This is a genomic window from Streptomyces sp. NPDC001219 (assembly GCF_053597915.1).
Genome location: NZ_JBSFJF010000001.1, coordinates 157934 through 182829, shown reverse-complemented (window position 1 = coordinate 182829; position 24896 = coordinate 157934). Strand labels below are relative to the sequence as shown.

The 24896-nt window shown below is 72.7% G+C and carries 29 protein-coding genes, 1 tRNA gene and 1 pseudogene; 24 read left to right on the top strand and 7 right to left on the bottom strand.

Features of this window, described 5'->3' with window-relative positions:
• Positions 1-57 precede the first annotated feature (57 nt).
• A pseudogene (locus ACWC9R_RS00870) lies at positions 58-429 on the top strand (PadR family transcriptional regulator); the annotation flags it as partial.
• Positions 430-608: 179 nt separating this feature from the next.
• Positions 609-956 (top strand): hypothetical protein, encoded by a 348-nt coding sequence (locus tag ACWC9R_RS00865; protein WP_362603852.1) that lies wholly within the window; start codon positions 609-611, stop codon positions 954-956.
• Here the strand turns inward: ACWC9R_RS00865 and ACWC9R_RS00860 are convergent.
• Entirely contained in the window at positions 911-1837 is a 927-nt protein-coding gene (locus ACWC9R_RS00860; protein ID WP_450727648.1) for a helix-turn-helix domain-containing protein, read from the bottom strand. The two genes, ACWC9R_RS00865 and ACWC9R_RS00860, sit on opposite strands and share 46 nt — an antisense overlap.
• 61 nt (positions 1838-1898) lie before the next feature.
• On the opposite strand from ACWC9R_RS00860, the gene ACWC9R_RS00855 reads away from it, so the two are divergent.
• From ACWC9R_RS00855 to ACWC9R_RS00845, 3 genes are all read left to right on the top strand, one after another.
• Positions 1899-2954, top strand: a complete 1056-nt coding sequence (locus tag ACWC9R_RS00855) for an NAD(P)-dependent alcohol dehydrogenase (protein WP_450727646.1) — start codon at positions 1899-1901, stop codon at positions 2952-2954.
• A 204-nt stretch (positions 2955-3158) separates the two neighbouring features.
• A complete protein-coding gene (gene rpmF, locus ACWC9R_RS00850) occupies positions 3159-3329 on the top strand; it encodes a 50S ribosomal protein L32 (protein WP_362603858.1) in 171 nt (56 codons plus the stop codon).
• Between the two features lie 6 nt (positions 3330-3335).
• A complete protein-coding gene (locus ACWC9R_RS00845) occupies positions 3336-4550 on the top strand; it encodes a GTP-binding protein (RefSeq protein ID WP_450727643.1) in 1215 nt (404 codons plus the stop codon).
• 30 nt (positions 4551-4580) lie between these two features.
• On the opposite strand, the gene ACWC9R_RS00840 is transcribed toward ACWC9R_RS00845, so the two are convergent.
• Positions 4581-6782, bottom strand: a complete 2202-nt coding sequence (locus ACWC9R_RS00840; RefSeq protein ID WP_450727888.1) for an MMPL family transporter — start codon at positions 6780-6782, stop codon at positions 4581-4583.
• A 249-nt stretch (positions 6783-7031) separates the two neighbouring features.
• On the opposite strand from ACWC9R_RS00840, the gene ACWC9R_RS00835 reads away from it, so the two are divergent.
• The 5 genes from ACWC9R_RS00835 (at position 7032) to ACWC9R_RS00815 (ending at position 9696) form a co-directional block, all read left to right on the top strand.
• Complete coding sequence (locus ACWC9R_RS00835) at positions 7032-7418, top strand: ArsR/SmtB family transcription factor (RefSeq protein ID WP_450727641.1); 387 nt, start codon at positions 7032-7034, stop codon at positions 7416-7418.
• Complete coding sequence (locus ACWC9R_RS00830) at positions 7415-7651, top strand: hypothetical protein (protein ID WP_450727639.1); 237 nt, start codon at positions 7415-7417, stop codon at positions 7649-7651. Before ACWC9R_RS00835 ends, ACWC9R_RS00830 begins: the two co-directional genes overlap by 4 nt.
• 137 nt (positions 7652-7788) lie before the next feature.
• Positions 7789-8319, top strand: coding sequence for an LAETG motif-containing sortase-dependent surface protein (locus ACWC9R_RS00825; RefSeq protein WP_450727637.1), 531 nt, complete (start codon positions 7789-7791; stop codon positions 8317-8319).
• A 34-nt stretch (positions 8320-8353) separates the two neighbouring features.
• Positions 8354-9058, top strand: coding sequence for an RNA polymerase sigma factor (locus tag ACWC9R_RS00820; protein WP_450727635.1), 705 nt, complete (start codon positions 8354-8356; stop codon positions 9056-9058).
• Positions 9055-9696 carry a hypothetical protein gene (locus ACWC9R_RS00815; protein ID WP_450727633.1) on the top strand — a complete coding sequence of 214 codons (642 nt, stop codon included), beginning with the start codon at positions 9055-9057 and terminating at the stop codon, positions 9694-9696. The genes ACWC9R_RS00820 and ACWC9R_RS00815 overlap by 4 nt, the downstream gene beginning before the upstream one ends.
• 5 nt (positions 9697-9701) lie before the next feature.
• Here the strand turns inward: ACWC9R_RS00815 and ACWC9R_RS00810 are convergent, their stop codons facing one another.
• Positions 9702-11312 carry an apolipoprotein N-acyltransferase gene (locus ACWC9R_RS00810; RefSeq protein WP_450727631.1) on the bottom strand — a complete coding sequence of 537 codons (1611 nt, stop codon included), beginning with the start codon at positions 11310-11312 and terminating at the stop codon, positions 9702-9704.
• Positions 11313-11545: 233 nt separating this feature from the next.
• Between ACWC9R_RS00810 and ACWC9R_RS00805 the strand changes: the two genes are divergently transcribed.
• Together ACWC9R_RS00805 and ACWC9R_RS00800 are read left to right on the top strand one after the other, a co-directional pair.
• On the top strand, positions 11546-12160 hold the full coding sequence (locus tag ACWC9R_RS00805) for a DUF4232 domain-containing protein (protein ID WP_450727629.1): 615 nt from the start codon (positions 11546-11548) through the stop codon (positions 12158-12160).
• 184 nt (positions 12161-12344) lie between these two features.
• Positions 12345-12641, top strand: coding sequence for a type II toxin-antitoxin system VapB family antitoxin (locus tag ACWC9R_RS00800; protein WP_006604254.1), 297 nt, complete (start codon positions 12345-12347; stop codon positions 12639-12641).
• A 104-nt stretch (positions 12642-12745) separates the two neighbouring features.
• On the opposite strand, the gene ACWC9R_RS00795 is transcribed toward ACWC9R_RS00800, so the two are convergent.
• Positions 12746-13195, bottom strand: a complete 450-nt coding sequence (locus tag ACWC9R_RS00795; RefSeq protein WP_450727627.1) for a hypothetical protein — start codon at positions 13193-13195, stop codon at positions 12746-12748.
• Between the two features lie 179 nt (positions 13196-13374).
• Here ACWC9R_RS00795 and ACWC9R_RS00790 point away from each other — a divergent pair, with 179 nt between their 5' ends.
• A complete protein-coding gene (locus ACWC9R_RS00790) occupies positions 13375-14025 on the top strand; it encodes a LytR C-terminal domain-containing protein (protein WP_450727625.1) in 651 nt (216 codons plus the stop codon).
• Positions 14026-14100: 75 nt separating this feature from the next.
• On the opposite strand, the gene upp is transcribed toward ACWC9R_RS00790, so the two are convergent.
• Positions 14101-14736: a uracil phosphoribosyltransferase gene (gene upp, locus ACWC9R_RS00785; RefSeq protein WP_362603872.1), complete on the bottom strand. Its 636-nt coding sequence runs from the start codon at positions 14734-14736 to the stop codon at positions 14101-14103.
• A 165-nt stretch (positions 14737-14901) separates the two neighbouring features.
• Between upp and ACWC9R_RS00780 the strand changes: the two genes are divergently transcribed.
• The 4 genes from ACWC9R_RS00780 (at position 14902) to ACWC9R_RS00765 (ending at position 16660) form a co-directional block, all read left to right on the top strand.
• The gene (locus ACWC9R_RS00780; protein WP_450727622.1) at positions 14902-15120 is read left to right on the top strand and encodes a hypothetical protein; all 219 of its coding nucleotides are present in this window, start codon (positions 14902-14904) and stop codon (positions 15118-15120) included.
• Positions 15121-15330: 210 nt separating this feature from the next.
• Complete coding sequence (locus ACWC9R_RS00775; RefSeq protein ID WP_450727620.1) at positions 15331-15870, top strand: tRNA adenosine deaminase-associated protein; 540 nt, start codon at positions 15331-15333, stop codon at positions 15868-15870.
• Positions 15871-15939: 69 nt separating this feature from the next.
• Positions 15940-16494 (top strand): nucleoside deaminase, encoded by a 555-nt coding sequence (locus ACWC9R_RS00770; RefSeq protein WP_450727618.1) that lies wholly within the window; start codon positions 15940-15942, stop codon positions 16492-16494.
• 79 nt (positions 16495-16573) lie between these two features.
• Positions 16574-16660, top strand: a tRNA-Ser gene (locus ACWC9R_RS00765).
• 429 nt (positions 16661-17089) lie between these two features.
• Here ACWC9R_RS00765 and ACWC9R_RS00760 read toward each other — a convergent pair.
• Positions 17090-17572, bottom strand: a complete 483-nt coding sequence (locus ACWC9R_RS00760) for a hypothetical protein (RefSeq protein WP_450727616.1) — start codon at positions 17570-17572, stop codon at positions 17090-17092.
• A 526-nt stretch (positions 17573-18098) separates the two neighbouring features.
• Between ACWC9R_RS00760 and ACWC9R_RS00755 the strand changes: the two genes are divergently transcribed.
• The 6 genes from ACWC9R_RS00755 (at position 18099) to ACWC9R_RS00730 (ending at position 22856) form a co-directional block, all read left to right on the top strand.
• Positions 18099-18263: a hypothetical protein gene (locus tag ACWC9R_RS00755; RefSeq protein WP_450727614.1), complete on the top strand. Its 165-nt coding sequence runs from the start codon at positions 18099-18101 to the stop codon at positions 18261-18263.
• Positions 18264-18399: 136 nt separating this feature from the next.
• On the top strand, positions 18400-18693 hold the full coding sequence (locus ACWC9R_RS00750) for a Dabb family protein (RefSeq protein ID WP_362603883.1): 294 nt from the start codon (positions 18400-18402) through the stop codon (positions 18691-18693).
• A 219-nt stretch (positions 18694-18912) separates the two neighbouring features.
• Positions 18913-19722: an RNA polymerase sigma factor SigF gene (locus tag ACWC9R_RS00745; protein ID WP_168480565.1), complete on the top strand. Its 810-nt coding sequence runs from the start codon at positions 18913-18915 to the stop codon at positions 19720-19722.
• 191 nt (positions 19723-19913) lie between these two features.
• The gene (locus tag ACWC9R_RS00740) at positions 19914-20750 is read left to right on the top strand and encodes an RNA polymerase sigma factor SigF (RefSeq protein WP_362603885.1); all 837 of its coding nucleotides are present in this window, start codon (positions 19914-19916) and stop codon (positions 20748-20750) included.
• Positions 20751-21315: 565 nt separating this feature from the next.
• A complete protein-coding gene (locus tag ACWC9R_RS00735; protein WP_450727611.1) occupies positions 21316-22149 on the top strand; it encodes a hypothetical protein in 834 nt (277 codons plus the stop codon).
• A 233-nt stretch (positions 22150-22382) separates the two neighbouring features.
• Complete coding sequence (locus ACWC9R_RS00730; protein ID WP_450727609.1) at positions 22383-22856, top strand: VOC family protein; 474 nt, start codon at positions 22383-22385, stop codon at positions 22854-22856.
• 91 nt (positions 22857-22947) lie between these two features.
• Here ACWC9R_RS00730 and ACWC9R_RS00725 read toward each other — a convergent pair whose 3' ends face one another.
• Positions 22948-23499 (bottom strand): MarR family winged helix-turn-helix transcriptional regulator, encoded by a 552-nt coding sequence (locus tag ACWC9R_RS00725; RefSeq protein WP_450727607.1) that lies wholly within the window; start codon positions 23497-23499, stop codon positions 22948-22950.
• Between the two features lie 73 nt (positions 23500-23572).
• Here ACWC9R_RS00725 and ACWC9R_RS00720 point away from each other — a divergent pair, with 73 nt between their 5' ends.
• Positions 23573-24892, top strand: coding sequence for an amidohydrolase family protein (locus ACWC9R_RS00720; protein WP_450727605.1), 1320 nt, complete (start codon positions 23573-23575; stop codon positions 24890-24892).
• Positions 24893-24896 lie beyond the last annotated feature (4 nt).

Sequence of the window (24896 nt, the reverse complement as noted above, 5' to 3'; positions counted from 1 at the left end):
TCATAGTCGCGACTATGATTAGTCATATTCTTGAGTATGGGAAGGGGCGGCCGGGCCATGGCTCTCCGACATGCGGTGCTGGCGGCGCTGCTGGACGGTGAGTACAGCGGCTATCAGCTGGCCAAGGCGTTCGACGCCGGAGTCGCCAACTTCTGGCACGCGCTGCCGCAGCAGCTCTACGCGGAGCTGACCAGGCTGGAGGCCGACGGGCTGGTCGCCGGCCGCCAGGTGATCCAGGAGACCCGGCCCAACAAGCGGCTGTTCCATGTCACCGAGGAGGGCCTGGCCGAGCTGGAACGGTTCGCGGCGGCCACGGCCAAGCCGTCGTTCATCCGTGACGACCTGCTGGTCAAGGTGCAGGCCGTGGACCGGATCGACGCGGCGCCGGTGATCGGGCAACTGAAGGCGGGGGCCAACAGGCCTAGGGCGGCGCGGCCTTCGGCACGTCGGGCTCCGGCTCCGCCCGGCCCCGGCTCACCCCACCCCGCCCCCGAACAACGGCCGAGCACGTGTCTCGGCGCAACTCCTTCGTGTGACGACGTACATCACTGGGCGAATGACCGGGAAGCACACATTCCGCACAGAACCGGAACGGAAGGAATGTCCGTATGCGTCTTCGTCACACCGCCGCCACCGCCCTCGGTGCGCTCGCGCTCGCCCTGTCCCTGCCCGCCGCCCCGGCCGGCGCGGCCACCGGCCCCTTCACCTACGTCTACACCGACCAGACCGGCACACCGCATGTGGGACTGCTGCCCGACCCGGTGAGCCGGGTGTGCATCACCCTCCCCGAGGTGGCCGACCCGGCCCTGCCGCCCGCGCACACCCCGAAGAACTACACCTCGTCCGTCGCGACGGTGTTCGCCGGCCCCGACTGCACGGGCGACTTCTTCAGCCTCCGGCCGAACGGCGGTCACGGCTCGGAGCGGCTGAAGGTCCGTTCGGTGGTCTTCGCCTGATCCGACGCCAGCCGCCGGAGCGCTTCGGCCGACCGCGACCCCGGTTCGGCGTGGTAGGTGATCACCTGCTGGTCGGGGTCGGCGGGCAGGGTCAGGGTCTCGTAGGCCAGGGTCAGCCGCCCGGCCAGCGGATGGCGGAGGACCTTCCGGCCGAAGCCCTTGTCCTGCACGTCGTGCGCGGCCCACAGCCGGCGGAACTCCGGGCTCCCGGCCGAGAGCCGGCCGATCAGCGCGGCCATGGCCGGGTCGTCCGGGTTGCGGCCCGCGTCACGCCGCAGATAGCCGACCACGTCGGCGGCCTTGGCGTCCCAGTTCTCGTACAGCTCACGGGCCGCCGGGTCCAGGAACACCTGCCAGGCCAGGTTGCGGCGCTCGGGCGGCAGGGCGGCGAAGTCGCCGAGCAGGGCGCAGGCGAGGCGGTTCCAGCCGATGACGTCCAGCCGCCGTCCGATGACATAGGCCGGGACCCGCTCCATCGTGTCGATCAGCTGCTGGAGCGCGGGGCGTACCCGCTGCGGACGGACGGCGGGCCGCACCCGGCGGGCGACGGGGCGGACGAGATGGGTGAGGTGGTCGCGCTCGGCGGGGGTCAGCCGCAGGGCGGTGCCGATGGCGTCCAGCACGGCGGCCGAGACATTGCGGCCGCGGCCCTGTTCGAGACGGATGTAGTACGCCACACTCACTCCGGCCAGCTGCGCCAGCTCCTCCCGGCGCAGGCCGGGCACCCGGCGCCGGCCGCCGTACTCCGGCAGCCCGACGTCCGCCGGCCGCAGCCGGGCCCGCCGGGAGCGCAGGAACTCGCTCAGCTCGGTGCGCTGGTCCAGGACCGCGTGCGGCGGCCGCCCCCCGGCCCGGTGGGTGGTTCCGTCAGTAGTAGGCACGCCATGCATATGTTCAAGGGTGCACTGGTTACGCACACCCGGACGCCGCATCCTCGGTGGCATGACGCACACCTCTGTCTCCGCGTACGCCGCACCCGCCCCGAAGGCACCGCTGGAGCGGATCACGATTCCGCGCCGCGAGCTGGGTGCCCACGACATCCTGATCGACATCAAGTACGCCGGTATCTGCCACTCCGACATCCACACCGTGCGCGCCGAGTGGGGCGACGGCGGGGCCTTCCCGATCGTCCCCGGCCATGAGATCGCCGGTGTGGTCGCCGAGGTCGGTGCCGAGGTCACCCGCTACCGGGCGGGCGACCGGGTCGGCGTCGGCTGCTTCGTCGACTCCTGCCGGGAGTGCGACAACTGCCGGGCCGGGCTGGAGCAGTACTGCACCGGCGAGCTGGGCAACGTCGGCACGTACAACGCCACCGGCCGGGACGGCGAAACCACCTACGGCGGCTACTCCACCCATATCGTCGTCGACGAGAACTACGCCCTGCGGATACCGGAGAGCATTCCGCTGGACGCCGCCGCGCCGCTGCTCTGCGCCGGCATCACCCTCTACTCACCGCTCGCCCACTGGCAGGCCGGGCCCGGCCGGAAGGTCGCGATCGTCGGCCTGGGCGGCCTCGGCCACATGGGCGTGAAGATCGCGCATGCGATGGGCGCGGAGGTCACCGTGCTGAGCCAGTCGCTGCGCAAGAAGGACGACGGTCTGCGGCTGGGCGCCGACCACTACTACGCGACGTCCGACCCGGCCACCTTCGAGGAGCTGGCCGGCACCTTCGACCTGATCGTCAACACCGTCTCGGCCAACCTGGACCTGAACGCCTACCTCGGGCTGCTGCGTACCGACGGCACCCTGGTCCAGGTCGGCGCTCCGGAGAACCCGCTGCCGGTCGCGGCGTTCGCGCTGATCCCGCAGCGCAAGTCGCTCGCCGGCTCGATGATCGGCGGCATCGCGGAGACCCAGGAGATGCTCGACTTCTGCGGTGAGCACGGGCTCGCCGCGGACATCGAGGTGATCGGTGCGGACCGGATCAACGAGGCGTACGAGCGGGTCATGGCGAGCGATGTGCGCTACCGCTTCGTGATCGACACCGCCACGATCTGACCCGGCGGGGATTCTCCGGCCCAGGCGCCGGTCCGCCCGGGGTGGCCTGCCGCAGGCCGCCCCGGGCGGTGGCGTTCCCGGCCGCCGCCCGGGCCGCACCCCCCCTAATTGAAAACGGTACCCATTTCCATATAGCCTCCCGGGGACGCCCGCCGCCGGTGTGCCGCACCGGCTCACCCGCCCGTCCCGTAGGAGGCCCGCCCCATGGCCGTACCCAAGCGCAAGCTCTCCCGCAGCAACACCCGCCACCGCCGGGCCCAGTGGAAGGCCAGCGCACCGCAGTTGGTGCCGGTCACCGTCGACGGCTCCGTGTACCAGGTGCCGCGCCGCCTGGCGAAGGCCTACCGGCTCGGCCTGATCGACCCGAAGGGCTGACCGGCCATGACGCACCCCCGGCTGCCCGTCACCGTGCTCTCCGGCTTCCTCGGCGCCGGCAAGACGACGCTGCTCAACCACGTCCTGGGCAACCGCGAGGGCCTCCGCGTCGCGGTCATCGTCAACGACATGAGCGAGATCAACATCGACGCGGCGCTGGTGCGCGGCGGTGACGCGGCGCTGTCCCGTACCGAGGAGCGGCTCGTCGAGATGACCAACGGGTGCATCTGCTGCACCCTGCGCGACGACCTGCTGACGGAGGTCGAGCGGCTGGCCCGGGCCGGACGCTTCGACTATCTGCTGATCGAGTCCAGCGGCATCTCCGAACCGATGCCGGTCGCCGCGACCTTCGCCTTCCCCCGCGACGACGGCGCCACGCTCGGCGACCTCGCGCGCCTGGACACCATGGTCACCGTCGTCGACGCGGCCGGCTTCCTGCCCGAACTCACCGGCGGCGACGGCCTCGTGGAGCGCGGCCTGGACCAGTACGAGGACGACGAGCGCACGGTCAGCGATCTCCTGATGGACCAGGTCGAGTTCGCCGACGTCCTGGTGCTCAACAAGACCGACCTGGTCGACGCCGCGACAACCGAGCGCCTGCGGGCGACGCTGGCCCGGCTCAACCCGGCCGCCCATGTCGTCACCGCCCGCCACGGCGCGGTGGCGCTCACCGAGGTGCTGGGCACCGGCCGCTTCGACCTGGAGCGCGCCCAGCAGGCACCGGGCTGGGTCCGGGAACTCAACGGCGACCACGTCCCGGAGACCGAGGAGTACGGGATCTCCAGCACCGTCTTCCGCGCTGCCCGGCCCTTCCATCCGGCCCGCCTCTGGCAGTTCGTCACCGAGCAGCTCGACGGCGGCGCCTTCGGCCAGATCCTCCGCTCCAAGGGCTTCTTCCGCCTCGCCACCCGCCCCGGCCTCACCGGCCTGTGGTCCCAGGCCGGTGCGGTCGCCCGCTTCGAGCCGTCGGGCATGGACGACGGGCCCGCCCCCACGAGCGGCACGGAGCCCGCCCAGACCGGCCAGGAGCTGGTCTTCATCGGCACCGGCCTGCGCCCCGGCCCCCTGCACACCGCCCTGACCGCGTGCCTCCTCGCCCCTGACGAGCCCACGCCCACGGCCACCGACGACCCGTTCCCCGCATGGGAGGTCCACGGCACGGAGGACCACTGCACACACGAGGACACAGCGGGCCCGCCGGCCGTGCCGCTCGCCGGCTGACGCGGCCAACGGCACGGGCGCGGGCGCGCGTCACGGCACGGGAGCGGGCGGCACGGGCGCGGTCGGCACGGGAACGCCGTTCTGCGCCCGCCGCATCATCCGGGACGGCCACCAGCTCGCCCGCCCCAGGAGCAGCAGCGCCGACGGCAGGATCACCACGCGGATGACGAAGGCGTCCAGCAGCACGGCCACCGCGAGGCTGAAGCCGATCTGCTTCATCTCGGCGAGGTGCAGGAACATGAAGCCGCCGAAGACCGTCACCATCACCAGTGCCGCGCTGGTGACGACCTTGGCGGAGGTACCGACGCCGTCGAGCACCGCCTCCCGGGCCGGCACCCCGCGCAGCGCCGCCTCCCGTATCCGGCTGACGACGAAGATCTGGTAGTCCATCGACAGACCGAAGAGGATCACGAACAGGAACAGCGGCACACGGGAGCCGATGGCGCTGGTCGCCGCCGGGTCGAACCCGAACAGCGTGCTGGCCAGGCCGTGCTGGAAGAAGAGCACGACCATGCCGAACGCCGCGCCCGCGGAGAGCAGGTTGAGCGCCACCCCCAGCAGGCCGATGACCACGGAGCGGAAGACCACCGTCGTCATGAGGAAGGTCAGCACCAGCAGGGCCCCGACGACCAGCGGAAGCTGTCCCTCCTGGTGGGCGAGGTAGTCGGTGTCGTGTGCGACGTCCCCGCTGACCGCGAACTCCGCCCCGGCCACCGTGCCCACGGTGGCCGGCAGATGGACCGTTCGGAGGCGGTCGAGCGAGGCGACCGCCTCGGGGGAGCTGACCTTGTGGGGCGTCGGCAGTTCCATGGTGAGGGTGCGGCGGTCCTGCGAGGTCCGCAGGGCCGGGGCGACGCCCTTGGCGTAGTGCGGGTCGGACTGCGTCCGCTCGCTCAACTCCCTTAGCTCCCTCGCCACTTCCGATGCCTTGCCGGCCGGGGCCCGGACCACGATCTGATGCTGGACGCGCAGCTCGGGGAAGGCCGTGGTGAGCCGGTCGTAGGTCTGCAGGGCGGGGATCTCGCGGGAGTGGCTGTCCATGTTGAGGGTGCGCAGCTGCATGCCGAGCGCGGGCGCCGCGAGCGCCAGCATCACCAGTACGGACAGGCACAGCGTGCGGGCCGGGTGCTCGCTCGCCGGGCGCAGCAGGGCGCGCCAGAGCCGGCCGGTGCCGGCCGGACGGTCCCGCCGCGCCGGGCGGCGGCCGGTCCGCGGCGTCCGGCGGGCCGCGCGGCGCTCGGCCCGCTGGGCGATCTTGACCAGCAGTGCCGGCAGCGCCGTCAACGAGCTGAGGACGGCGGCCAGGACGACGATGACGGTGCTCGTCGCGAGCGAGGAGAAGACCACGTCGGTGGCCAGATAGAGGGTTGCCGTGGAGACGACCACCGCGAAACCGGAGGCCACGATCGCCCGGCCGGAGGTGGCGGCGGCCAGTTCCACCAGCGCCTCGGGGCCGAGCCGGCCGCCGCAGCGGGCCCGTTCCTCGCGTTCGCGCTTGAGGTAGAAGAGCGTGTAGTCGACGCCGACCGCCATCCCGATCAGCAGGATGACATTGGCCCCCACCCCGGCGTCCGGGGACAGGTGGGAGGCCACCATCGACAGCCCCATGGCGGCCGCGATGGAGGACAGCGCGAGCAGCAGCGGCACCGTCACCATCAGCGCGGACCCGAAGACGGCGAGCAGGGTCAGCAGGGTGACGGGGACGCTGATCGCCTCGGAGAGCGCCAGGTCCTCGCCGCGCTGGGTGTCGACCCCGGCGCTGACGGACGGCCCGCCGGTCTCCTCCACCCGCAGCGCCGGATGGCCGCGCTGGACCGCGGCGGTCTGGGCGGCGAGCGGCGCGACATGGCCGTCGGCGTCCGCCTCCGCACCCTTCATGACCACGGCGACCCGTAGCGAGCCGCCGCCGGCCGCACGAACCGGCGGCAGCACCCGCGCCACCTCGGGCAGCTTCCGCATCCGGGCGGTGAGGTCCCGGACGGCCGCATCGACGGCGGCCCGCTCCAGCGGACCGGACCGGGCGGCGATCAGCACCTGCTCGACCGGCTCCCGGTCAAGGCCGGCCTCAGCGGCCAGGTTCTCGGCGCGGCCCGCCTCGCCGACGCGGTGGTCCGCCCCGGTGGCCTTGTGGGTGCCCACCGCGAGGCCCACCCCCAGGCACAGCACCACGAACGCCAGCCATCCGGCCAGCGCGCGCCAGGGATGCCGCGCGCTCCAGACCGCCACCCGCACGGTGACCGGCCGTTTCTCCGTCGGCCGCGGTGCCGCCGGCCGTACTCGTTCCGCCCCGTTCACTTGCCCAGCTCCTTCGATCGCACGTCGCACCCCCACTGGTACGCATGTAAGTTGAGAGTTACAGGTGTCAATCGAAGCGTCAACCGTAGGATTGCGGTAGCCGGAGGGCGGCAGGGCGTTTGACAGCCCGTCGCGCCATGCGAAAACCTCCGCTGACAGGCGTCCGGAACGGCGAGAAGGTGGGCCATGAACAGCGAGGAGCTGCTGGCCCTGCTGTCCGCCGTGGGCCATGCGCAGCGGCTGCGGGTGATCGGTGAACTGGCCGACGGCCGGCTGTACGTGAGCGAGCTGGCCCGGCGGCTGGAGATGTCCCGGCCGCTGCTCTACATGCACCTGGACCGGCTGGAGAAGGCCGGTCTGGTGGTGGGGAACCTGGAGCTGTCCGAGGACGGCAAGGCGCTGAAGTACTTCGAACTGGCGCCGTTCGAGCTGACGCTGAACGTGGCCACCGTTCTCACCGCCCTCCAGGAGGACCGGTCCGGGGCGACGGCGCCCGACACCGGGGACGCGGCCGATGCAGGGTCGCCGCCGGCCGCGAAGGGACCGAACGACCCTAGGGGGACCCGTACATGAACGGCAGCATCATCATCCCGATCGCCGTCCTGGTGATCATCTTTGCCTCGGTCACCAGCATCGTGGCGTCCTACTTCAAGCTGCAGCGGCACCGCGCGGATGCCGCGGCGCTCGCCGAGTACCGGCGGCTCGCGGACCGGGTCGTCGCCCAGCAGGAGACGATGAGCGCCCAGCTGGCCGAGCTGGGCGACCGGGTCAAGGCCGTGGAGAAGCTGCTGCAGAGCGTGGGCTGAGGGCCGGTCGGCGCGCGGGTGCGGAACGGCGGGAGATTTTTTTCGCGCCGCCCGGCAACCCCCGCCCCTGCCGCACGTCGTCAGGGGTGAGGGCGCCATCCGGCGCCGCCCCGTCGAAGAACGTGGAGCAGCCGACCGTGAAGTCCACCCGTACCTTCCGCACCACCTCCGCCGCCCGGCCGTACGCCGCCCGCCCCCGACTGCACGGTGCGGCCGGCACCGGGCTGGCCGCGGCGCTCGCCCTGGCCGCGCTGTCGGCCGGCACCGCGCACGCCGAGGGCGGCCAGGCGGCCCGGCCGCACTACCTGTCCGCCGGCCAGGCGGCCCCCTCGCCCTCCCCGAGCGACGGCAGTGAACGGCCCACCCCGCCCAGCGACGCCACCCCGGCACCCGCCGAGCCGCCCACCGCGCCGCCCTCCGCCCCCGCCTCCCCGCGGCCCTCCAGCAGCCCGACCCGCCCGGGGCCGCAGCCGAGCGACGCCACGCAGCCGCCCAGCGCCACACCGTCCTCCCCCGGCAAGCCCGCCCCCGCCCCCGGGAAGGACGGCGGCAAGGAACTCGCGCACACCGGGGCCTCCACGACCACCATGGCGCTCGGCGGTGTCGCCGCGGCGCTGCTGGTCGCGGGTGGCGGCACCGTCTACACGGTCCGCCGCCGGCGCGCCTGAGCCACCGCTCCCGCTCGCCCGCCCCGAGGAAGCGATGGAGTACTCCGCCGCCCCGCACCCCGCCCCGGTACGGTTCGCCCTGCCGGGGCCCCGGCCTGCCCTGTGGCGGTGGCTGCTGCGCACCGTCCGCCCGGCGGCCGCCCGCCGCGAGACACCGCGCCCCGGCCACCCGTCCCGGCCCGCCGGCCACGGCCGGCCCGACAGCTCCCGGGCCCGGTTGCCGGACACCGGGAGCGCCGCGGCGCCCGATCCCGCGCCCACGATCAGCGAGCTGTACCACGCGCACCGGCTGCCCATGGTCCGGCTGGCCGTCCTGCTCGTCGACGACCGCGCCACCGCGGAGGACGTCGTGCAGGACGCGTTCGCCGCGCTCTACAAGCGGCACGGCGAACGGCTCGACGAGGTCGACAACGCGCTCGCCTATCTGCGCACCGCGGTGGTCAACGCCGCCCGCTCGGTGCTGCGGCGCCGGCGTACCGCACGCGACTACACCCCGCCGTACGAGGCGGACGCCCCGTCCGCCGAGGAGCGGATCGTGCTGGACGAGGAGCACCGGGAGGTGTTCGCCGCGCTGAGCGGGCTGACCGCCCGCCGCCGGGAGGTGCTCGTGCTGCGCTACTGGGGCGATCTGACGGAGGCGCAGATCGCGACGACACTGGGCATCAGCCGCGGCGCGGTGAAGTCCCTCGCCAGCCGCGCCCTGGACTCGCTGGAGAAGATCTTGGAGGCGCGGTCATGAACGGCCCCGGCACTACCGGCCGCACCGGAGGCGGCCCGGCCGGCGGCGGCGTCTCCGGCCCCGGCGGCGCGGGCGGCATCGGGCCCGGCCCCGAAGGCCCGGTGTCCGGGCGCCCCGTGGAGGACCGGCTGCGGCGGGCCTTCGCGGCCCGCGCGGAGAGCATCGGCCTCCGGGACCTGCGGCCCGCCGCGCCCCCGGGACCCGCGCTGCGCCGCGGGCGGCTGTCCGGTCCACGGCCGCCCTGGCTGCGCCGTTTCGGGCTGCCGCTGGCGGCGGCCGCCGCGGCCGCCGCCGTCGCGCTCGGCTATCTGGCCGCCGCACCCGACGGCCCGCCGGACCGGCCGCGGCCCGCACGGCCGCCGCACCCCGTCGGCCCGTCACCGGACGCGACGCCCACCGAACCGACGCCCCGGCCCAGCGCACCGCCGACCGGCGGCACGAGCACCGCAGGCCCCGGTTCACCGGCCCCCCGCACCGCCCCGGCCGAGCCGCCGAGCCGCCGTCCCACGGACGCCCCCACGGCCCGGCCGTCCGACCGCCCCTCCGGGACCGGGCAGCCGCCCTCCGCACCCCCGACCGGCACCGCCACCCCGCGCGGGGGCGACAAGAGCGGCACCCCTTCGCCATCGGGGAGTTGAAGAGTTCACGGACGTCCGGCACCGGGTGCGGGGACGGCGGACCGGCGCCCCCGCACCCCGAGCGCCACCACGAGCAGCGTCCCGCCCGCGCACAGCAGGGCGAACAGATCACCGGTCCGGCTGTAGAGGGTGTCGGTGCGCGGCTGCACCGGCACCTCGGCGACCAGCGTCTGCCGGTCCGCGGTGAAGTAGTCCGCCGCGGCCCGGACCCGGCCCTGGTGGTCCACCGCGGTGGCGACACCGTGCACGGACTGCCGGACCATGGCGTAGCCGTACTCCACGGACCGGAGGACGGCCCGCTGGGCGTGCGGCGACTCGAAGCCCGCCCAGTCGTTGGCGGGCACCATGAGCAGTCCGGTACCCCGGTCCGCCGCCTGCCGCATCAGCGCGGGGAAGTCGGCGTCGTAGCAGATCACCGTCGCCAGCCGCCCGTACGGCGAGCCGGTCACGGGCACCTCCCCCGGGCCGGGCGTCATCGGCTCCATCGGGGTCGGGTGCGTCTTGTCGTAGGTCCGGGCGACCTTCCCCTCCGGTGTCACCAGCGCGGCGACGTTGCGCACATGGGGCGGGCGCGGGGTGTAGAGGGCGAAGGCGGTGTCGACGTAGACCTGACGCTTGCGGGCGATCGCGGCGACCCGGGCGAGCAGCCGCTCCCGGTCCTCCGCCAGGACCCCGGCCTGGGTCTCCGGCCACACCACGATCCGCGCCCCGGCCCGCGCCTCCCGGTCGGTGGCCGCCACCAGGTCGTCGGTCACCGGCGCCAGCGCGGCGCCGACCCGCCGCGGATCGGCCCGCACCACGTTCCGCGGCCGCCACAGCTCCGTCCCGGCCCCGTGCAGCGCCCGCTCGGTGGCCCGTTCCGCGGCGCGGCCCGCGCTGACGCCCGCGACCCGTACGGTCGTTGTCGTCGGCGCGAAGGCCACCAGCCGTACGCCACCGGCCCCCAGCACCACGGCGAGCACCCCGGCCCACACCACCACTCCGCGCCGGATCTCCCGCCACCGGAAGCCGCGCCCCCAGGCCCAGTGCGCGACCGAGGCCGTCCACGCCACCACGAAGCTGACGCCGTACACCCCGGTGACGGAGGCGAGTTGGACCAGCGGCAGAAAGCCGTGCTGGGTGAAGCCGAGCACCCCGTAGTCACCGAAACCGGCCAGCAGCGTGAAGAGATACTCGCCGCAGACCAGCACCACCGGGAAGACCAGCGTCGACCACACCGCACCGGTGCGCGCCGCGACCAGCCGGTCGGCGGCGAACGGCAGCGTCTGCACCACGGTGAGCACCGCGAACACCGCCACCACGGACGGCACGAACACCAGGCCTGTCGAGGCCAGCCACGCCAACTGGGCGAGTCCCAGCGCGTATCCGACGCGCGGCAGCCCGCGCCGGGCCGGCCGCAGCCGGGCGTAGCGCAGCAGAAAGACCGGAAACAGCCAGGCGGCCGACGCCAGATGCCAGTTGCTGTGCACCGCGAGCACCAGCAGCACGGTGCCCGCCCCCCACAGCCACCCCCCGGCCGGCCGCTCCCGCGCCGGCCGCTCCCCCCGCTCCGCCTTCCCGCCCCTGGCCTTCCCCTCTGCCCCGCCCGCGGTCCCGCGCTCCCGTATGCCGAGCACGCCGTTCTCCTCTCGCCCTCCCCGTGCGCACCGCTCGATGCGTACCGGGACGCTAGGTCCGGCGGTTCGCCGGTCACCACTGACGTTCGGCAGGAACGGCCCCCGACTTTCGTCACGGTCCCGGGAGCGGCGGCCCGCACAGGTGGCGCGCCGGGCCCGCGTTAGCCGTGCGTTAGCCGATCGCCAGCACCCCCACCGAAGGTCGTGTACACGCCACCGTCCGGGGAGCACCCATGCCCATCACTGTCACCGCCACCGCCCGCCGGGCCGCCGCCGCAGCGCTCCTCGCCACCGCCACGCTGGTCCTGACCACCGGCTGCCACGACGCCGGCCGGCAGGCCGAGGGCTCGGCCAGGGCCGTGTCACCGGTCCCCACCCTGTCCGCCTCGCACGACGACGGCGCCCCGCCCCGCGGTCCGGACGGCCGGGTCGTCTGCACCCCCGAGATGCTCAGGTTCCACGCCGGCGCGATGCCGCGTCGGCCCCACCGCATGCTGCTGACGGTCACCAACTTCTCCGACCGCTCCTGCACGTTCGCCGCCCAGCCCTACCCGCTGCTGCGGTTCGGCGACGACCGCCGGGCCCCCCTCCCGGCCATCGAGGCCAGCGCACCGGCCGCCGTCGTCGCCCTCGCGCCCAACCGGACCGCGTACGCCCTGATCACCACCTCCGCGGCGCACGGCGGGCGCCACCGGGGCGGCAAGGTCGCCCAGTTCGGCGTCGCCCTGACGGCCCGCGCCACCCCCACCCAGGTCGGCCTCGACGGCCGCGCCCCGGTCCATGTCGACCCGCACACCGCCCGGGTCACCTACTGGCTGCCGAGCCTGGCCACCGCCCGGAAGTGGTGACGGCCCGCCGCGCGACACCGGGCCGGCCCCCGCCACGACAGGCCGTCCCGTAGGCCGTTCGGGTCGCATCCGGCCATATCCGCCGAACCTCAGCTCCCCAAAGATCCAAATTTGCGGCCAATGATCCTTTTGCACTGCTGCGGCATGGCTGCGCCCGGCGCCGCTCGCCCGGTAGGCTTTCCGTGTGATCTTCAAGCGCATCGGAAACGGCCGGCCGTACCCCGACCACGGCCGGGAGAGCACCCGCCAGTGGGCGGACGTGGCCCCGCGCCCGGTACGCCTCGACCAGTTGGTGACGACCAAGCAGCAGCTCGATCTGGAGACGCTGCTCGCCGAGGACTCGACGTTCTACGGCGACCTCTTCGCGCATGTCGTCAAGTGGGAGGGCGACCTCTACCTGGAGGACGGGCTGCACCGCGCGGTGCGCGCGGCCCTCCAGCAGCGCCAGGTGCTGCACGCCCGCGTGCTCGAACTGGACTGACGCCGCCCCACGCCGCCGCCGGTACGAGTAGACCGGCCGGCCGGCGGCCAAACGGCGAACGGCCCACCGGTGAGCACCGATGGGCCGCCCGACTCAGCCGTGGGTCACGGCATCTGAATCCAGGGGCTGCGCGGGATCACATTGTGTGAGGACCCCACGCCGCGGAGCCGGGCCACCACCGTGTAGCGGCCGGCCGACTTCGGCTCCCAGTCGAACCCCTTGATGGTGTACTTGTTCACCTTGCTCTTGGGGCAGGGCCGGGTGGCCGCCTTGTAGACCTTGCTGCCACTGCCCTCCTTGAGGACGTTGAACTCCACCTCGCACTTGTCGTGGTTGGCGGGCAGCCAGACGCGCGCGTAGGCACGCAGGAGTCCCCGCCCCGGCTTGCTGACGCACGACTGCCAGTAGTAGATCTTGTTCTGGTGCTCGTGGGTGTTGGAGTAGTCGTAGCAGCCGCCCTTGCCTTCGGCGTAAGCCGCCGGTGCCAGGGTCAGTCCGGTCAGGGACACGGCCGCACACAGCGTTCCCACCGTGGCGGACTTGAGCATCTTCATGTTCTTGCTTCCCCCAATGGACGTACCGGGGGCAGAGAAAACGCCCCCTGAGGTGGTCATGACAAACCCTAGATCATTCCCGGCCGCCACTGCCGAAAATTGATGCTTTCGGGTTGGGTCTTGCGCCACGCGTTGATCATTTAGTAGGCACGGAGCGCCGTCCGCACTACGCTGCGCCCATGAGCATGCTGACGCCCCCAGGCATGGGCGGTAGGAAGTACCGCATCACGGGCGACAGGTATCCGCGGATGCGCCGTCCCCGCCACCGTCGCCGCATCGTTCTCACCCTCGTCGCCGCCGCCTGCGCCCTCGGCCTGGCCGGCTGGGGGACCCTGCAGCTCATCGACGTCTTCGGCGGCCGGAGCAACACCGCGCACGCCGCCCAGGACAAACAGAAGTGCCCGGACGGCGCCCAGGCGGACGCCACACAGGCGAAGACCGCCGCCCGCAAGCTGCCCGCGCCCGGCACGCTGACCGTCAACGTCTTCAACGCCACCCCGCGTTCCGGGCTCGCCAAGCGCACCGCCGACGAGCTCCAGAAGCGCGGCTTCAAGATCGGCAAGGTGGGCAACGCCCCCGCCGCCTACGACAAGAAGATCAAGGGCGCCGGGATACTCCTCGGCCCCGACACGGCGGCCGACGGCCCGCTCAAGGTGCTCGGCACCCAGCTCACCGGCGCCGAGCGGAAGACCGACAGCCGCAAGGGCACCGAGCTCGACCTGATCATCGGTGACGGCTTCAAGGCGCTGTCCACCCAGCGGCAGGCCACCAAGTCGCTGTCCCTGCTGACCCATCCGTCCCCGGCCCCCGCCGCCGACGCCAAATGCTGAGCGTATGAGAACGGGCCCCGCACCAGCCGTGGTGCGGGGCCCGAACAGTGTTCAGGGGGGAAAGGGCGGAGCCGCTCAGCCGGCCGTGCCGTACATCCGGTCGCCCGCGTCGCCGAGGCCCGGCACGATGTAGCGGTCCTCGTTGAGCCGCTCGTCGACCGCCGCGGTGACCACCGTCACCGGCGCCCCGGCCAGCTCCTTCTCCATGACCGCGACACCTTCCGGCGCGGCCAGCAGGCAGATCGCGGTGACATCGTCCGCACCGCGCTCGATCAGCTCACGGATCGCGGCGACCAGCGTGCCGCCGGTGGCGAGCATCGGGTCGACGACGTACACCTGACGGCCCGAGAGGTCGTCCGGCATCCGCGTGGCGTACGTGTGCGCCTCGTAGGTCTCCTCGTTGCGGACCATGCCCATGAAGCCGACCTCGGCGGTGGGCAGCAGCCGGACCATGCCCTCCAGCATGCCCAGTCCGGCCCGCAGGATCGGGACGACCAGCGGACGCGGGTGCGACAGCCGCACGCCGGTGGTCGCCGTCACCGGGGTCTCGAGGTCAACCTGCTCGGTGCGCACATCGCGGGTGGCCTCGTACGCGAGCAGGGTGACCAGCTCGTCGGCGAGGCGCCGGAAGGTGGGGGAGTCGGTGCGCTTGTCGCGCAGAGTGGTGAGTTTGTGCGCCACCAGCGGGTGGTCGACGACGTGAATCCGCATGACATCGACAGTAACCGAGGCGGAGAGCCCGGGAGCCCGCCCTGCAGACGGGCGCCGCCGCCCGAGGCGACCGGCATCAAACCGCCGAAAGGAGGGAAAGGGGGCACGTACGCCCGATTGGCCGTTCCGCGATCAGGCGAAGAGCCGGCCCGAGGTGGTGTGCCCGTGCCCGACCGTAAGCGGACCGATGACCCGAACGACGCCGTCCCGGACGACCGGAGCGGGCCCCCGGACACCGGGAGCGAAGCGGCGCGCCGACGGCGCCGCGCCCAATTCCTGCGGGAACTCCACGAGGCCAAGGAGCTACGGGACCGCGTCCAGCCGCGCCGCGCACGGGCCGAAAGGATGCGCCAGGCCCTGCGGATGCGCACCTTCCGCGGGTAGCGGAGCCGATTGCGCCGGTAGCGGAACGCCCCCGCGCCCCCGCTCGCGCTGCGGCACGTGAGCGACATCTCTCACAACCTCCGCACGACGCAGCGCCGAAGACCCCGCGCGGACGCGTTGTTTCTGCCACGATTCCGAAGGGGCGGGACCAACGGCGTGCAGCGCCGCCCCGCCCGGCCCGGCACGCCTATGACCAGTGGGAGAGTCACGGTGTACTTCGCCGCACTGCTCGCGCGCACCGAAGACGGGTGGGAAGCGAGCGATACGGAGCTCGACGATGTGGAGACGCTGACCGATCTGGCCGACCTGGCCCGAGAGGCGGCGGTCGACGACGACACGGTGGTGGCCTTCATCGAGCAGGAGGACGCCTGGTTCGGCGTCATCCGGGTGGACGGCGAGGACGACCCACGGGTCTTCCTCTCCAACGCCGCCATCGCCGCCAGAAGCTCGTACGGCGCCATGCTGACCGACGAGCTGCTCGGTCGCGACGACGATGACGCGACCGACGACCTCGACAGCCTCGACCTGGACGGCACGGAGGACGGCGAACCCGAATCCGACCACAGCGTGGACGACCCCCTGGAGGCGGTGAACGGCTCGGACGGCCCGCCCCACGGCCCGCTCGGCGATGCCGGTCTGCTGGCCGACCTGGGTGTCGGCGAGCGGGAGCTGCTGGCTCTCGACGGTGATGCGCTGAGCACCATCGCGGACTCGCTGGGCTGCACGGAGGTCCTCGAAGCCGTGCGCTGATCCGGCCCGGCTCGCTAGGCCCCCGGGGTCCGCGGGCCCCGCCCCGGTCACGTCCCCGACACTGGGGACATGACCGTCCCCCCATCCGCCTCTCTTCCCTCCCCCGCGCCCGACCCGCTGCGCGATCCCTGGACCGCGGCGATGCGGCAGGCGCTGGGCGAGGCCGCCCGCGCCCCCGGGACCGGCGACGTCCCGGTGGGCGCCGTCGTGCTGTCCGCGGACGGCACGGTCCTCGGCACCGGCCACAACGAACGGGAGGCCACCGGCGACCCGACCGCCCATGCCGAGATCCTCGCGCTGCGCGCCGCGGCCCGGACCTTGCGCGAGGCGGCCTCGCGCGCCGGGTCCCGCGGGGACGGCGGCGGGCGACGGGCGGGCGACTGGCGGCTGACCGACTGCACGCTGGTCGTCACCCTCGAACCGTGCACGATGTGCGCCGGTGCGATCGTGCTCTCCCGGGTCGACCGGGTCGTCTACGGCGCCCGCGACGCCAAGGCCGGCGCGGCCGGCTCCCTCTGGGACGTCATCCGTGACCGACGCCTCAACCACCGCCCGGAAGTCATCGTCGGCGTCCTGGAGGCCGACTGCGCGGCCCTGCTCACCACCTTCTTCCGCGAGCGCTGACCGGTGCGCGGAGCCCGCGACGACCGCCTCCCGGAATCCGATTTCGGCGCACGGCCCCCCATGGGCTAGGCTTCCTCTCGGTAGCGTGTCCGAGCGGCCGAAGGAGCGCGCCTCGAAAGCGCGTGAGGGGGCAACTCCTCCGTGGGTTCAAATCCCACCGCTACCGCTCAGAGGGCGAAGGCCCCGATCCTTACGAGGATCGGGGCCTTCGTCGTGTCCGGGGGCCGCGACGACCGACGGGGCGACGACCGACGGGGCGGCGACAGGCGCCGCGAGGGCCCCACAGAGGATTCCGGTCGACCCGGTGGTGGGCGAACTCGTCGTCGCGCACGACCAGATCGTGCACCTCGCGCCGCCGAGTCGGCCGTCGGCCGTTCCGTCGAGAGCGCCCCGCCGCTCCCGCACCTGCGGCCGTACCAATTCCCCGAAAAGGTCATCCCGTTGTTCCGCGCCATCGAACCGGCCCCCATGGCTGCTCGAAGGGCGCGGCGGAGCCGGGCCACCGGCCGGGTGAGCCGTACGCCGGGCAAGGAAAAGCGGCGCGCCCGTCGGAACGGGCGCGCCGCCGGGTCGACCGTGGTCGGCCGGACAGGTCCTAGTGGGCCTCGCGCCTGCGGCGGGAGCGGCGGACGAAGCGCACCAGCAGCCAGATCGCCACGGCCACCAGCGCCAGGAAGAGGACGAAGAGCACGATCAGGACGATGCCGAGCTTCTTGAAGAAGCTGCTCTTCTTCTTCACCTTCGACTTCCACTTGGACGCCTTGGACTTGGAGACCGAGGTGACGTGCGACGTCTTGTGGGTGCGGTGGTGGCGGTACGAGAGGGGCTGCGCGGGCGCGGCGGCGAGCCCGGCGGAGGCCTCGGCGCTCCGGCTCGGGGCGCTCGCGGCGGCCACCGTCCGTACGGTGTCCCCGGCGCCGGGGCCCGCCGCCGCCGCGGGTGCGACGGCCGCGGCCAGCAGACCGGCCAGCAGCGCCAGCACGACGGCCGGCCGCCGCGTCAGAGGCGAACGGAGGCCGCCGCGGGCCGGCCGGGCGGCTCGGCGGGACGAATCGGGCGCGGTTGCTGCGGAGTTCATGGGCATCCTTCGGTTCCCCCTTGGGACGAGCGTCCCGCCATTATGTGCCGCGGCCCGGTGCCTGTCTCCGTATACGAGGGGAGCCCCGCCGCCGTGCCGTTTCCTGGATTCCCCCGTGGTTGCCAGGGGCGGCCCGGTGGCGGAGCTCCTGCTCGGTGGGGGCGGCGGCGTCCGGGGACGGCCGCTCCCCCGAGGGGACCGCGCCTCCAGTCCGCGCCACCGTCCGGGGACGGTCCTGGCACGGGCCCCGCAGCGAGGCTCCGGTCCCGGGGCCGTGGATTCCTGCCAGATCCATTGGCCCACCTCTCAGGGTGCCTCCCGGAGCCGTCCCAACAGGCAGACGAAGGGCCCCCTTTGGTGGGCCTTTGGTCCATAAAGTCAGGATCAGTCCGGGCGGCGCCGGAAGCGCACTGCGGACGGGCCCGTGACCTCGGCTCCCGAGATCGAACACCTGTGGTTACACTCGCCCGACTGCAAAGGGAGCTGCAGGTACTGCCGTAGGGGACTGCGTAGGGGAGACGGGACGATGGCGCAGGCGAAGAAGATCGCGTTGTACATGATCATTGTCTTCGTGCTGTACACGATCATCACGTCCCCGCAGCGGGCGGCCCAAATGGTGCAGATAGGCTTCGAGGGCATCTCGTCCGCCGCGCAGGGCGTCGGCGAGTTCATGACCCAGCTGATCAAGTAGGGATCGCACGCTCCGGGCGGCGGCCCCTCGGGACCGCCCGGGACCGGGCCGGCCCACGGTCGGCCGGTGCCCCAGCCCCGGCCCAGCCGTCCGACGACCGGACCGGCTGCGCCTCGTATGCCGCACGGAGGCCCCCGTGATCCGCCACCTGGTCCTGTTCAAGCTCAACGAAGGTGTCTCCCGCGACGAGGAGCGGGTGCAGGCCGGCGCCCGCGCGTTCGCGGCGCTGGAGGGCGAGATCCCGGAGCTGGAGTTCTGGGAGTGCGCCTGGAACATCACCGACCGCCCGATCGCCCACGACTTCGCGATCAACTCCGCCGTGGCCGACCGGGACGCCCTCACCCGCTATATCGAGCACCCGGCCCACCAGGCAGCCGCCGCTCAGTGGCGTGAATTCGCCACCTGGGTGATCGCCGACTACGAATTCTGAGCCGCGGCACTCCCCCGGCCCGTCACGCCGAGCCCCTCGCCCCCGCGGGCGAGGGGCTTTGTCGTACCCCGGGTCACCACCGTCCGCCACCTGCCCGCACACCCTCCCGCAGCACTCAACTCTCTGTTCAACACGGCGTTATGGGGTGCTTGCACACAGTGCACATGTCTTGTGATGCTATGACCGCTTTTGCCGGATACATGCACTGTGAAGGGTGGCGTGACCGTGACGGCCCGTACTGCGCCCAAGGCTCCATCCCGCGAGAGCCGAAGCGCGGACACGCGGGCGCTCACGCAGGTGCTGTTCGCGGAGCTGACGGACCTCGACCCCGGCACACCGGAGCACACACGGGTCCGCGCAGCCCTGATCGAGGCCAATCTGCCGCTGGTCCGGTACGCCGCGGCGCGTTTCCGCAGCCGCAATGAGCCGATGGAGGACGTCATCCAGGTCGGCACCATCGGTCTGATCAATGCGATCGACCGATTCGATCCGGACCGGGGCGTCCAGTTCCCCACCTTCGCCATGCCCACCGTCGTCGGCGAGATCAAACGCTACTTTCGAGACAATGTCCGCACGGTCCATGTGCCGCGCCGACTCCACGAGCTGTGGGTCCAGGTCAACGGCGCGACCGAGGACCTGACGGTGCTGCACGGCCGCTCCCCCACCACCGCCGAGATCGCCGAGCGACTGAAGATCGGCGAGGACGAGGTGCTGGCCTGCCTGGAGGCGGGCCGCTCGTATCACGCCACCTCGCTGGAGGCCGCACAGGAGGGCGACGGCCTGCCCGGCCTGCTCGACCGCCTCGGCTACGAGGACCCGGAGCTGGCCGGCGTCGAGCACCGCGACCTCGTACGGCACCTCCTCGTCCAGCTGCCCGAGCGCGAGCAGCGGATTCTTCTGCTGCGTTACTACAGCAATCTGACGCAGTCACAGATCAGTGCGGAGCTAGGGGTGTCGCAGATGCATGTCTCGCGGCTACTGTCGCGGAGCTTCGCCCGGCTGCGATCCGCAAACAGGATCGACGCATAGCCGGGACGGGCGACCCGATCCTGCGCAGATATGTCGACATGGCGCTACAGCGTGTTGCCGACATGTGACATTCTGCAGGAACCGCGTTTGCCGTGGCGCTGCCTCCGGTATTCAGGTGGAGGTATAACTCCTCGTTCCGCCCCGGTCCGAGGAGCGCCGCAGCGACCCGACCGCGACCTCAAGGGGGTGGCATGTCCGTAGAACTGGGCAGCTCAAAGGTGCTTCCCGCGATTCCCGCGCCCGCACCGCACGTGCATGACGACGACTCCATCAACACCCGCACGCTCTCCCGCTCCCTGTTCCTGCGGCTGGCCTCGCTCGACAAGGACTGCGTGGAGCGTACGTACGTCCGCGACACGCTCATCGAGCTGAACCTCCCGCTGGTCCGCTACGCGGCGGCCCGCTTCCGCAGCCGCAACGAGCCGATGGAGGACATCGTCCAGGTCGGCACGATCGGCCTGATCAAGGCGATCGACCGTTTCGATTGCGAACGCGGCGTGGAATTCCCGACGTTCGCGATGCCCACCGTGGTCGGCGAGATCAAGCGCTTCTTCCGCGACACCTCGTGGTCGGTCCGGGTCCCGCGCCGGCTCCAGGAGCTGCGGCTCGCCCTCACCAAGGCCAGCGACGAGCTATCCCAGAAGCTGGACCGTTCCCCGACCGTTCCCGAACTGGCGCTGTGCCTGGGGGTGTCGGAGGAGGACGTCGTCGACGGCCTGGCCGTCGGCAACGCCTACACGGCCTCCTCGCTCGACTCCCCCTCCCCCGAGGACGACGGCGGCGAGGGCTCCCTCGCGGACCGCCTCGGCTACGAGGACAGCGCCCTGGAGGGCGTGGAGTACCGCGAGTCCCTCAAGCCCCTGCTGGCCAAACTCCCGGCCCGCGAGCGCCAGATCATCATGCTGCGCTTCTTCGCCAACATGACGCAGTCGCAGATCGGCGAGGAGGTCGGCATCTCCCAGATGCATGTCTCCCGGCTGCTCACCCGCACCCTGGCGCAGCTGCGCGAGGGCCTCATCTCGGACTGAGGAACGGTCCGCCGAGGGGCTGCACAACGCCTCGTGCCGCTCGGCGGACAGTCGTAAGGGAACACGAGGAGCACAACCAGCAGGACCAGCAGGACCAGCAGGACCAGCAGGAGGAAGGCGGGGCGCAGTGCGGGGGATTCCCGCCCCGGCCGACCGAAGTTCCGTACGAGAAGCCGCAGAAGAGCGATAGGTGGCCGGCAGAGCCGTCGTGGCCAGAGGCGGCCGTACGCGGCTTCGTGGCTTCGTGGTCTCGTGGCTTCGCAGCTTCGTGACTTCCTGGTTTCGTGACTTCCTGGCTTCATGGGCTCGTGAGGTGAGCCGACGCCCGTGATGGCTTCAGGTCTCCCAAGGTGGCTCGTGGACCGCGTACTTGATGCGGGTCCCGGCGTCCCGGCGCATCATGTCGCCCGGCCCGTCCGGCCCTTCCCGCGCACGGCCGTCAACCTCCCCGCCGATTCAGCCATCCCGCTATGCGGTGATTCGGGCCTCCAGGCGATTCGGCCCTCCACGAGTCCGGCGGCCGGACCTCTGTACACCTGACGTATCGTCAGCAACACTGCCCCCCATGCGACGGACGACGACTGTTGCCTCCGCCTCCGCGGCCGTGCTGTGTCTGGGTGTCCTGCTCACGGGGTGCGGCAGCACCGCCGGCGCGGGTCATGCCGCGGTGGGCGCCGCGGGGCCCGCCGACGGCCGGGGGCCGACCCAGGCCGTACCGCCCGAGGGCCGCGTCGAGCTGACGCCCCTGGACGGCGACGGGGGCCGTGGACGGCACGGAGGCGGCAGCGGCGGCAGGGACGGCGGTGGCGGCGGTACGGAGACCGGCCGGCCCGGCTCCGGGGCGTCCGGCGGCTCCGGCAGGGGCGACGCGGGTGACGGCGCGCGGCCGCCCGGCCGCCCCGGTGCCTCCGGTGCCCGGCCCGGCTCCTCCCCGGGCCCCACGGGAACGCGCCCCGGCCACGGAGGCGGCAGCACGCCCCCGGCCTCCCCGAGCGCGCCCAACTCCCCCTCGCGTCCCGGCCATCCCACGCCGCCGCACGGCACCCCGGACCCCGAACCGCCCTCCCCGACCCTTCCGGCCGGCCCGGACACCCCCGACGGCCTGCTGATCGGCCTGCCCGGGCGGTCCGGTACCGACGTGCGCTGGTGCGAGAAGGTCACCCTGGAGTTCCTCAACACGGGCGACCGGCCCGTCACCGCCGGCACGGTCACCTTCGGGACCCACATCATCGGCGGCCTCGGCATCGACTGGGCCACCATCAGCTCCACCCACAAGCTCCCGCTGCCGCTCGCCCCAGGGAAGCGGAAGACCGGCAGCTGGCGGGTGTGTGTGGACGGCTGGCGGGTGCCGGCGGGCATGCACCTCGACACCAAGGACGTGACGTTCGGCTGGAAGTGAGGCCGCCGGGGCGGGCCACCCGAGGCCCCCGGGTGTGCCACCGGAGGCGGCCGGAGCCGTCACCGACGGCCAGGGCCGGAGCGGGCCGCCGGGACGCTCTCCCGGCCGCTCCGCCGCGCTCCCCCGCCTGCCCGCGAAGGCCTCTCCCTGGATAGCGATGAGTTCCGAGCGGTGCGACGGTCTATAGAGGCACCGACGCGGCCACCGGCCGCGAACCGTCCCAGGGAGAGACCATGCCCAAGATCACGCCCAACCTCTGGTTCGACACCCAAGGCAAGGAAGCCGCCGAGTTCTACTGCTCGGTGTTCCCGAACTCGAAGATCAACACAGTCACCTATTACAACGAGGCGGGCCCGCGGGAGGCCGGCACCGTGCTGACGGTGGAGTTCGAGCTCGACGGCCAGGAGTACCTCGCGCTCAACGGCGGCCCGGAGTTCACCTTCTCCGAGGCCATCTCCCTGATGATCACCTGTGCCGACCAGGACGAGATCGACTACTACTGGGCCAAGCTCTCCGAGGGCGGCGAAGAGGGTCCCTGCGGCTGGCTGAAGGACAAGTACGGGCTGTCCTGGCAGGTGGCGCCCGGTGGCATGGCGGAGATCCTGAACGATCCGGACCAGGAGCGCGCGGCCCGTGCCATGAAGGCCATGTTCGGTATGAAGAAGATCGATATGGCCGCGCTCCAGGCGGCGGCCGACCAGGCCTGAACCGCCGCTTCCGGCCGCTGCCCCACCCCACGGGAGTCCCGGGCCCGCCCGGTCCGGGGCTCCGTGGTGGGGCGGCCCGTCCCCGGCCGTCTCAGGAGCGGCTGGGATTCCGTCCGGTCCGTATGGGGCGCGGGGCGGCGGTGTGGCGTATGTCCACGTCACGCAGGGCCCGGGTGGCCGCGTCCAGGGTCGTGGGGGACGCCTCGGCGAAGAGGGCCTCATGGGCGTCGGCGTTGGCGCGGACGGCGCGCTCGGCCGTGCGCACCCCGTCCGGGGTCAGGCTGATCATGGTGCTCCGGCCGTCGTCCGGCGAGGGCTCGCGGCGGACCAGGCCGCGGCCGGCGAGGTGGTTGACGACGTTGCTGATGCCGCCGGAGGACAGCAGCAGGGCGCGGGCCAGTTCGTTCGGCTTCATGCGGTACGGCTCACCCGCCCGGCGCAGGGCGACCAGGATGTCGAACTCGGCGACGGTCAGACCGAGTTCGGGCAGCACACCGCGGGTCGCCTGGTCCAGGGCACGGGCGAGCCGGGCTATGCGCTTGGACAGCTCCGTCGACGGGCGGAGCACGTCCGGCAGCTCGGTGCGCCAGGCGTCCAGCAGGGCGTCGACGGGGTCGGGGCGCGGTCCGGGTGGAGCAGTCACGTCGGCAGGATAGATCAGCATCATGATAGCTTTCTATAAAGCTTTCTTCCGAACGTGTAGAGGATGACTTGCCATGGGAACCGAGCGCCACCACTCACCGCGCCTGCTTCTGCGCGGCGGCCTGGTCATCGACACCGCCCCCCACCCCGTCGTCCACCCGCACACCGACGTCCTCGTCGAGGAGGGCCGGATCGCCGCCGTGGGCCGCGGGCTGCCCTGCGACGAGTCCGACCGCACCCTGGAAGTGATCGACGCCCGGCAGCTGGTCGTCCTGCCCGGCTTCGTCGACACCCACCGGCACCTGTGGCAGGCCGTCCTGCGGTCCGCCGCGGTCGACGAGAGCCTCGACAGCTACCTCGGCCGGATTCTCGGCGACCTCTCCGGCCGCTTCACGCCCGCCGACGTGTACACCGGCAATCTCCTCGGCGCGCTGGAGTGCCTGGACTCGGGCGTCACCACCGTGCAGGACTTCTCGCACGTCCAGTACACGCCGGAGCACAGCGCGGCCGCCGTCGAGGCGCTGGAGGAGGCGGGCATCCGCGCCGTCTTCGGCTACGGCTACCCCGTCTTCGACGACACCGCCCGGCGGGCCGACTGGGTGCGGGAGGTCCACGCCCGGTACTTCCCCTCGCGCGACGCACTGCTCACGATGGCCCTGGCGCCCGTCGGCCCGTCCTTCGCGCCGCCGGAGGCCGTCCGGGAGGACTGGCTGCTGGCCCGTGAGCTGGGGCTGCCGATCGCCGTCCATGTGACCGCGGGCCCGGTGGCGATGCGGCCGATCACCGCCCTCCAGGAGCAGGGGCTGCTGACCTCCGGCACCCTCTACGTGCACGGCAACTCCCTGCCCGACTCCGAGCTGCGGCTGATCGCCGAGTCCGGTGGTGCGGTGGCGATCACGCCGGCGATCGAGGCATCGATGCGCTTCGGCGCCCCGATGGCGGGACGGCTGCGCCGGGCGGGCATCCCGACCGGCCTGGGCGCGGACGCGGTGACCTCGGCGCCGGGCGACATGTTCTCGCAGATGCGCGCCGCGCTGATGAGCAGTCACTTCGACGGCGACGGTGACGGCGAGGCCACGGTCAAGGCGGCCGACGTCCTGCGCATGGCCACCGCGGAGGGCGCCGAGGCCCTCGGGCTGGCCGACGAGGTGGGCTCGCTGGGCGTCGGCAAGCGCGCCGACCTCGTGCTCCTGCGCGCCGACGACATCAACCTCGCCCCGGTCGCCCACGACCCGATCGGCGCCGTGGTGACCGCCGCGCACCCCGGCAACATCGACACGGTCCTGGTGGACGGCCGCCCGGTCAAGCGCGCGGGTCGGCTGGTCTACGGGGAGCTGGGCGGCGTACTGGACACGGCCCACCGGTCGGCGGAGCGGCTGGTGGCGGCGGTCTGAGAGC

Coding starts and splice junctions, on each gene's coding strand:
- ACWC9R_RS00865 (WP_362603852.1), top strand. CDS start 609: ATGCGTCTTCGTCACACCGCCGCCACCGCCCTCGGTGCGCTCGCGCTC.
- ACWC9R_RS00855 (WP_450727646.1), top strand. CDS start 1,899: ATGACGCACACCTCTGTCTCCGCGTACGCCGCACCCGCCCCGAAGGCA.
- rpmF (WP_362603858.1), top strand. CDS start 3,159: ATGGCCGTACCCAAGCGCAAGCTCTCCCGCAGCAACACCCGCCACCGC.
- ACWC9R_RS00845 (WP_450727643.1), top strand. CDS start 3,336: ATGACGCACCCCCGGCTGCCCGTCACCGTGCTCTCCGGCTTCCTCGGC.
- ACWC9R_RS00835 (WP_450727641.1), top strand. CDS start 7,032: ATGAACAGCGAGGAGCTGCTGGCCCTGCTGTCCGCCGTGGGCCATGCG.
- ACWC9R_RS00830 (WP_450727639.1), top strand. CDS start 7,415: ATGAACGGCAGCATCATCATCCCGATCGCCGTCCTGGTGATCATCTTT.
- ACWC9R_RS00820 (WP_450727635.1), top strand. CDS start 8,354: ATGGAGTACTCCGCCGCCCCGCACCCCGCCCCGGTACGGTTCGCCCTG.
- ACWC9R_RS00815 (WP_450727633.1), top strand. CDS start 9,055: ATGAACGGCCCCGGCACTACCGGCCGCACCGGAGGCGGCCCGGCCGGC.
- ACWC9R_RS00805 (WP_450727629.1), top strand. CDS start 11,546: ATGCCCATCACTGTCACCGCCACCGCCCGCCGGGCCGCCGCCGCAGCG.
- ACWC9R_RS00795 (WP_450727627.1), bottom strand. CDS start 13,195: ATGAAGATGCTCAAGTCCGCCACGGTGGGAACGCTGTGTGCGGCCGTG.
- ACWC9R_RS00790 (WP_450727625.1), top strand. CDS start 13,375: ATGAGCATGCTGACGCCCCCAGGCATGGGCGGTAGGAAGTACCGCATC.
- upp (WP_362603872.1), bottom strand. CDS start 14,736: ATGCGGATTCACGTCGTCGACCACCCGCTGGTGGCGCACAAACTCACC.
- ACWC9R_RS00770 (WP_450727618.1), top strand. CDS start 15,940: ATGACCGTCCCCCCATCCGCCTCTCTTCCCTCCCCCGCGCCCGACCCG.
- ACWC9R_RS00760 (WP_450727616.1), bottom strand. CDS start 17,572: ATGAACTCCGCAGCAACCGCGCCCGATTCGTCCCGCCGAGCCGCCCGG.
- ACWC9R_RS00755 (WP_450727614.1), top strand. CDS start 18,099: ATGGCGCAGGCGAAGAAGATCGCGTTGTACATGATCATTGTCTTCGTG.
- ACWC9R_RS00740 (WP_362603885.1), top strand. CDS start 19,914: ATGTCCGTAGAACTGGGCAGCTCAAAGGTGCTTCCCGCGATTCCCGCG.
- ACWC9R_RS00735 (WP_450727611.1), top strand. CDS start 21,316: ATGCGACGGACGACGACTGTTGCCTCCGCCTCCGCGGCCGTGCTGTGT.
- ACWC9R_RS00730 (WP_450727609.1), top strand. CDS start 22,383: ATGCCCAAGATCACGCCCAACCTCTGGTTCGACACCCAAGGCAAGGAA.
- ACWC9R_RS00720 (WP_450727605.1), top strand. CDS start 23,573: ATGGGAACCGAGCGCCACCACTCACCGCGCCTGCTTCTGCGCGGCGGC.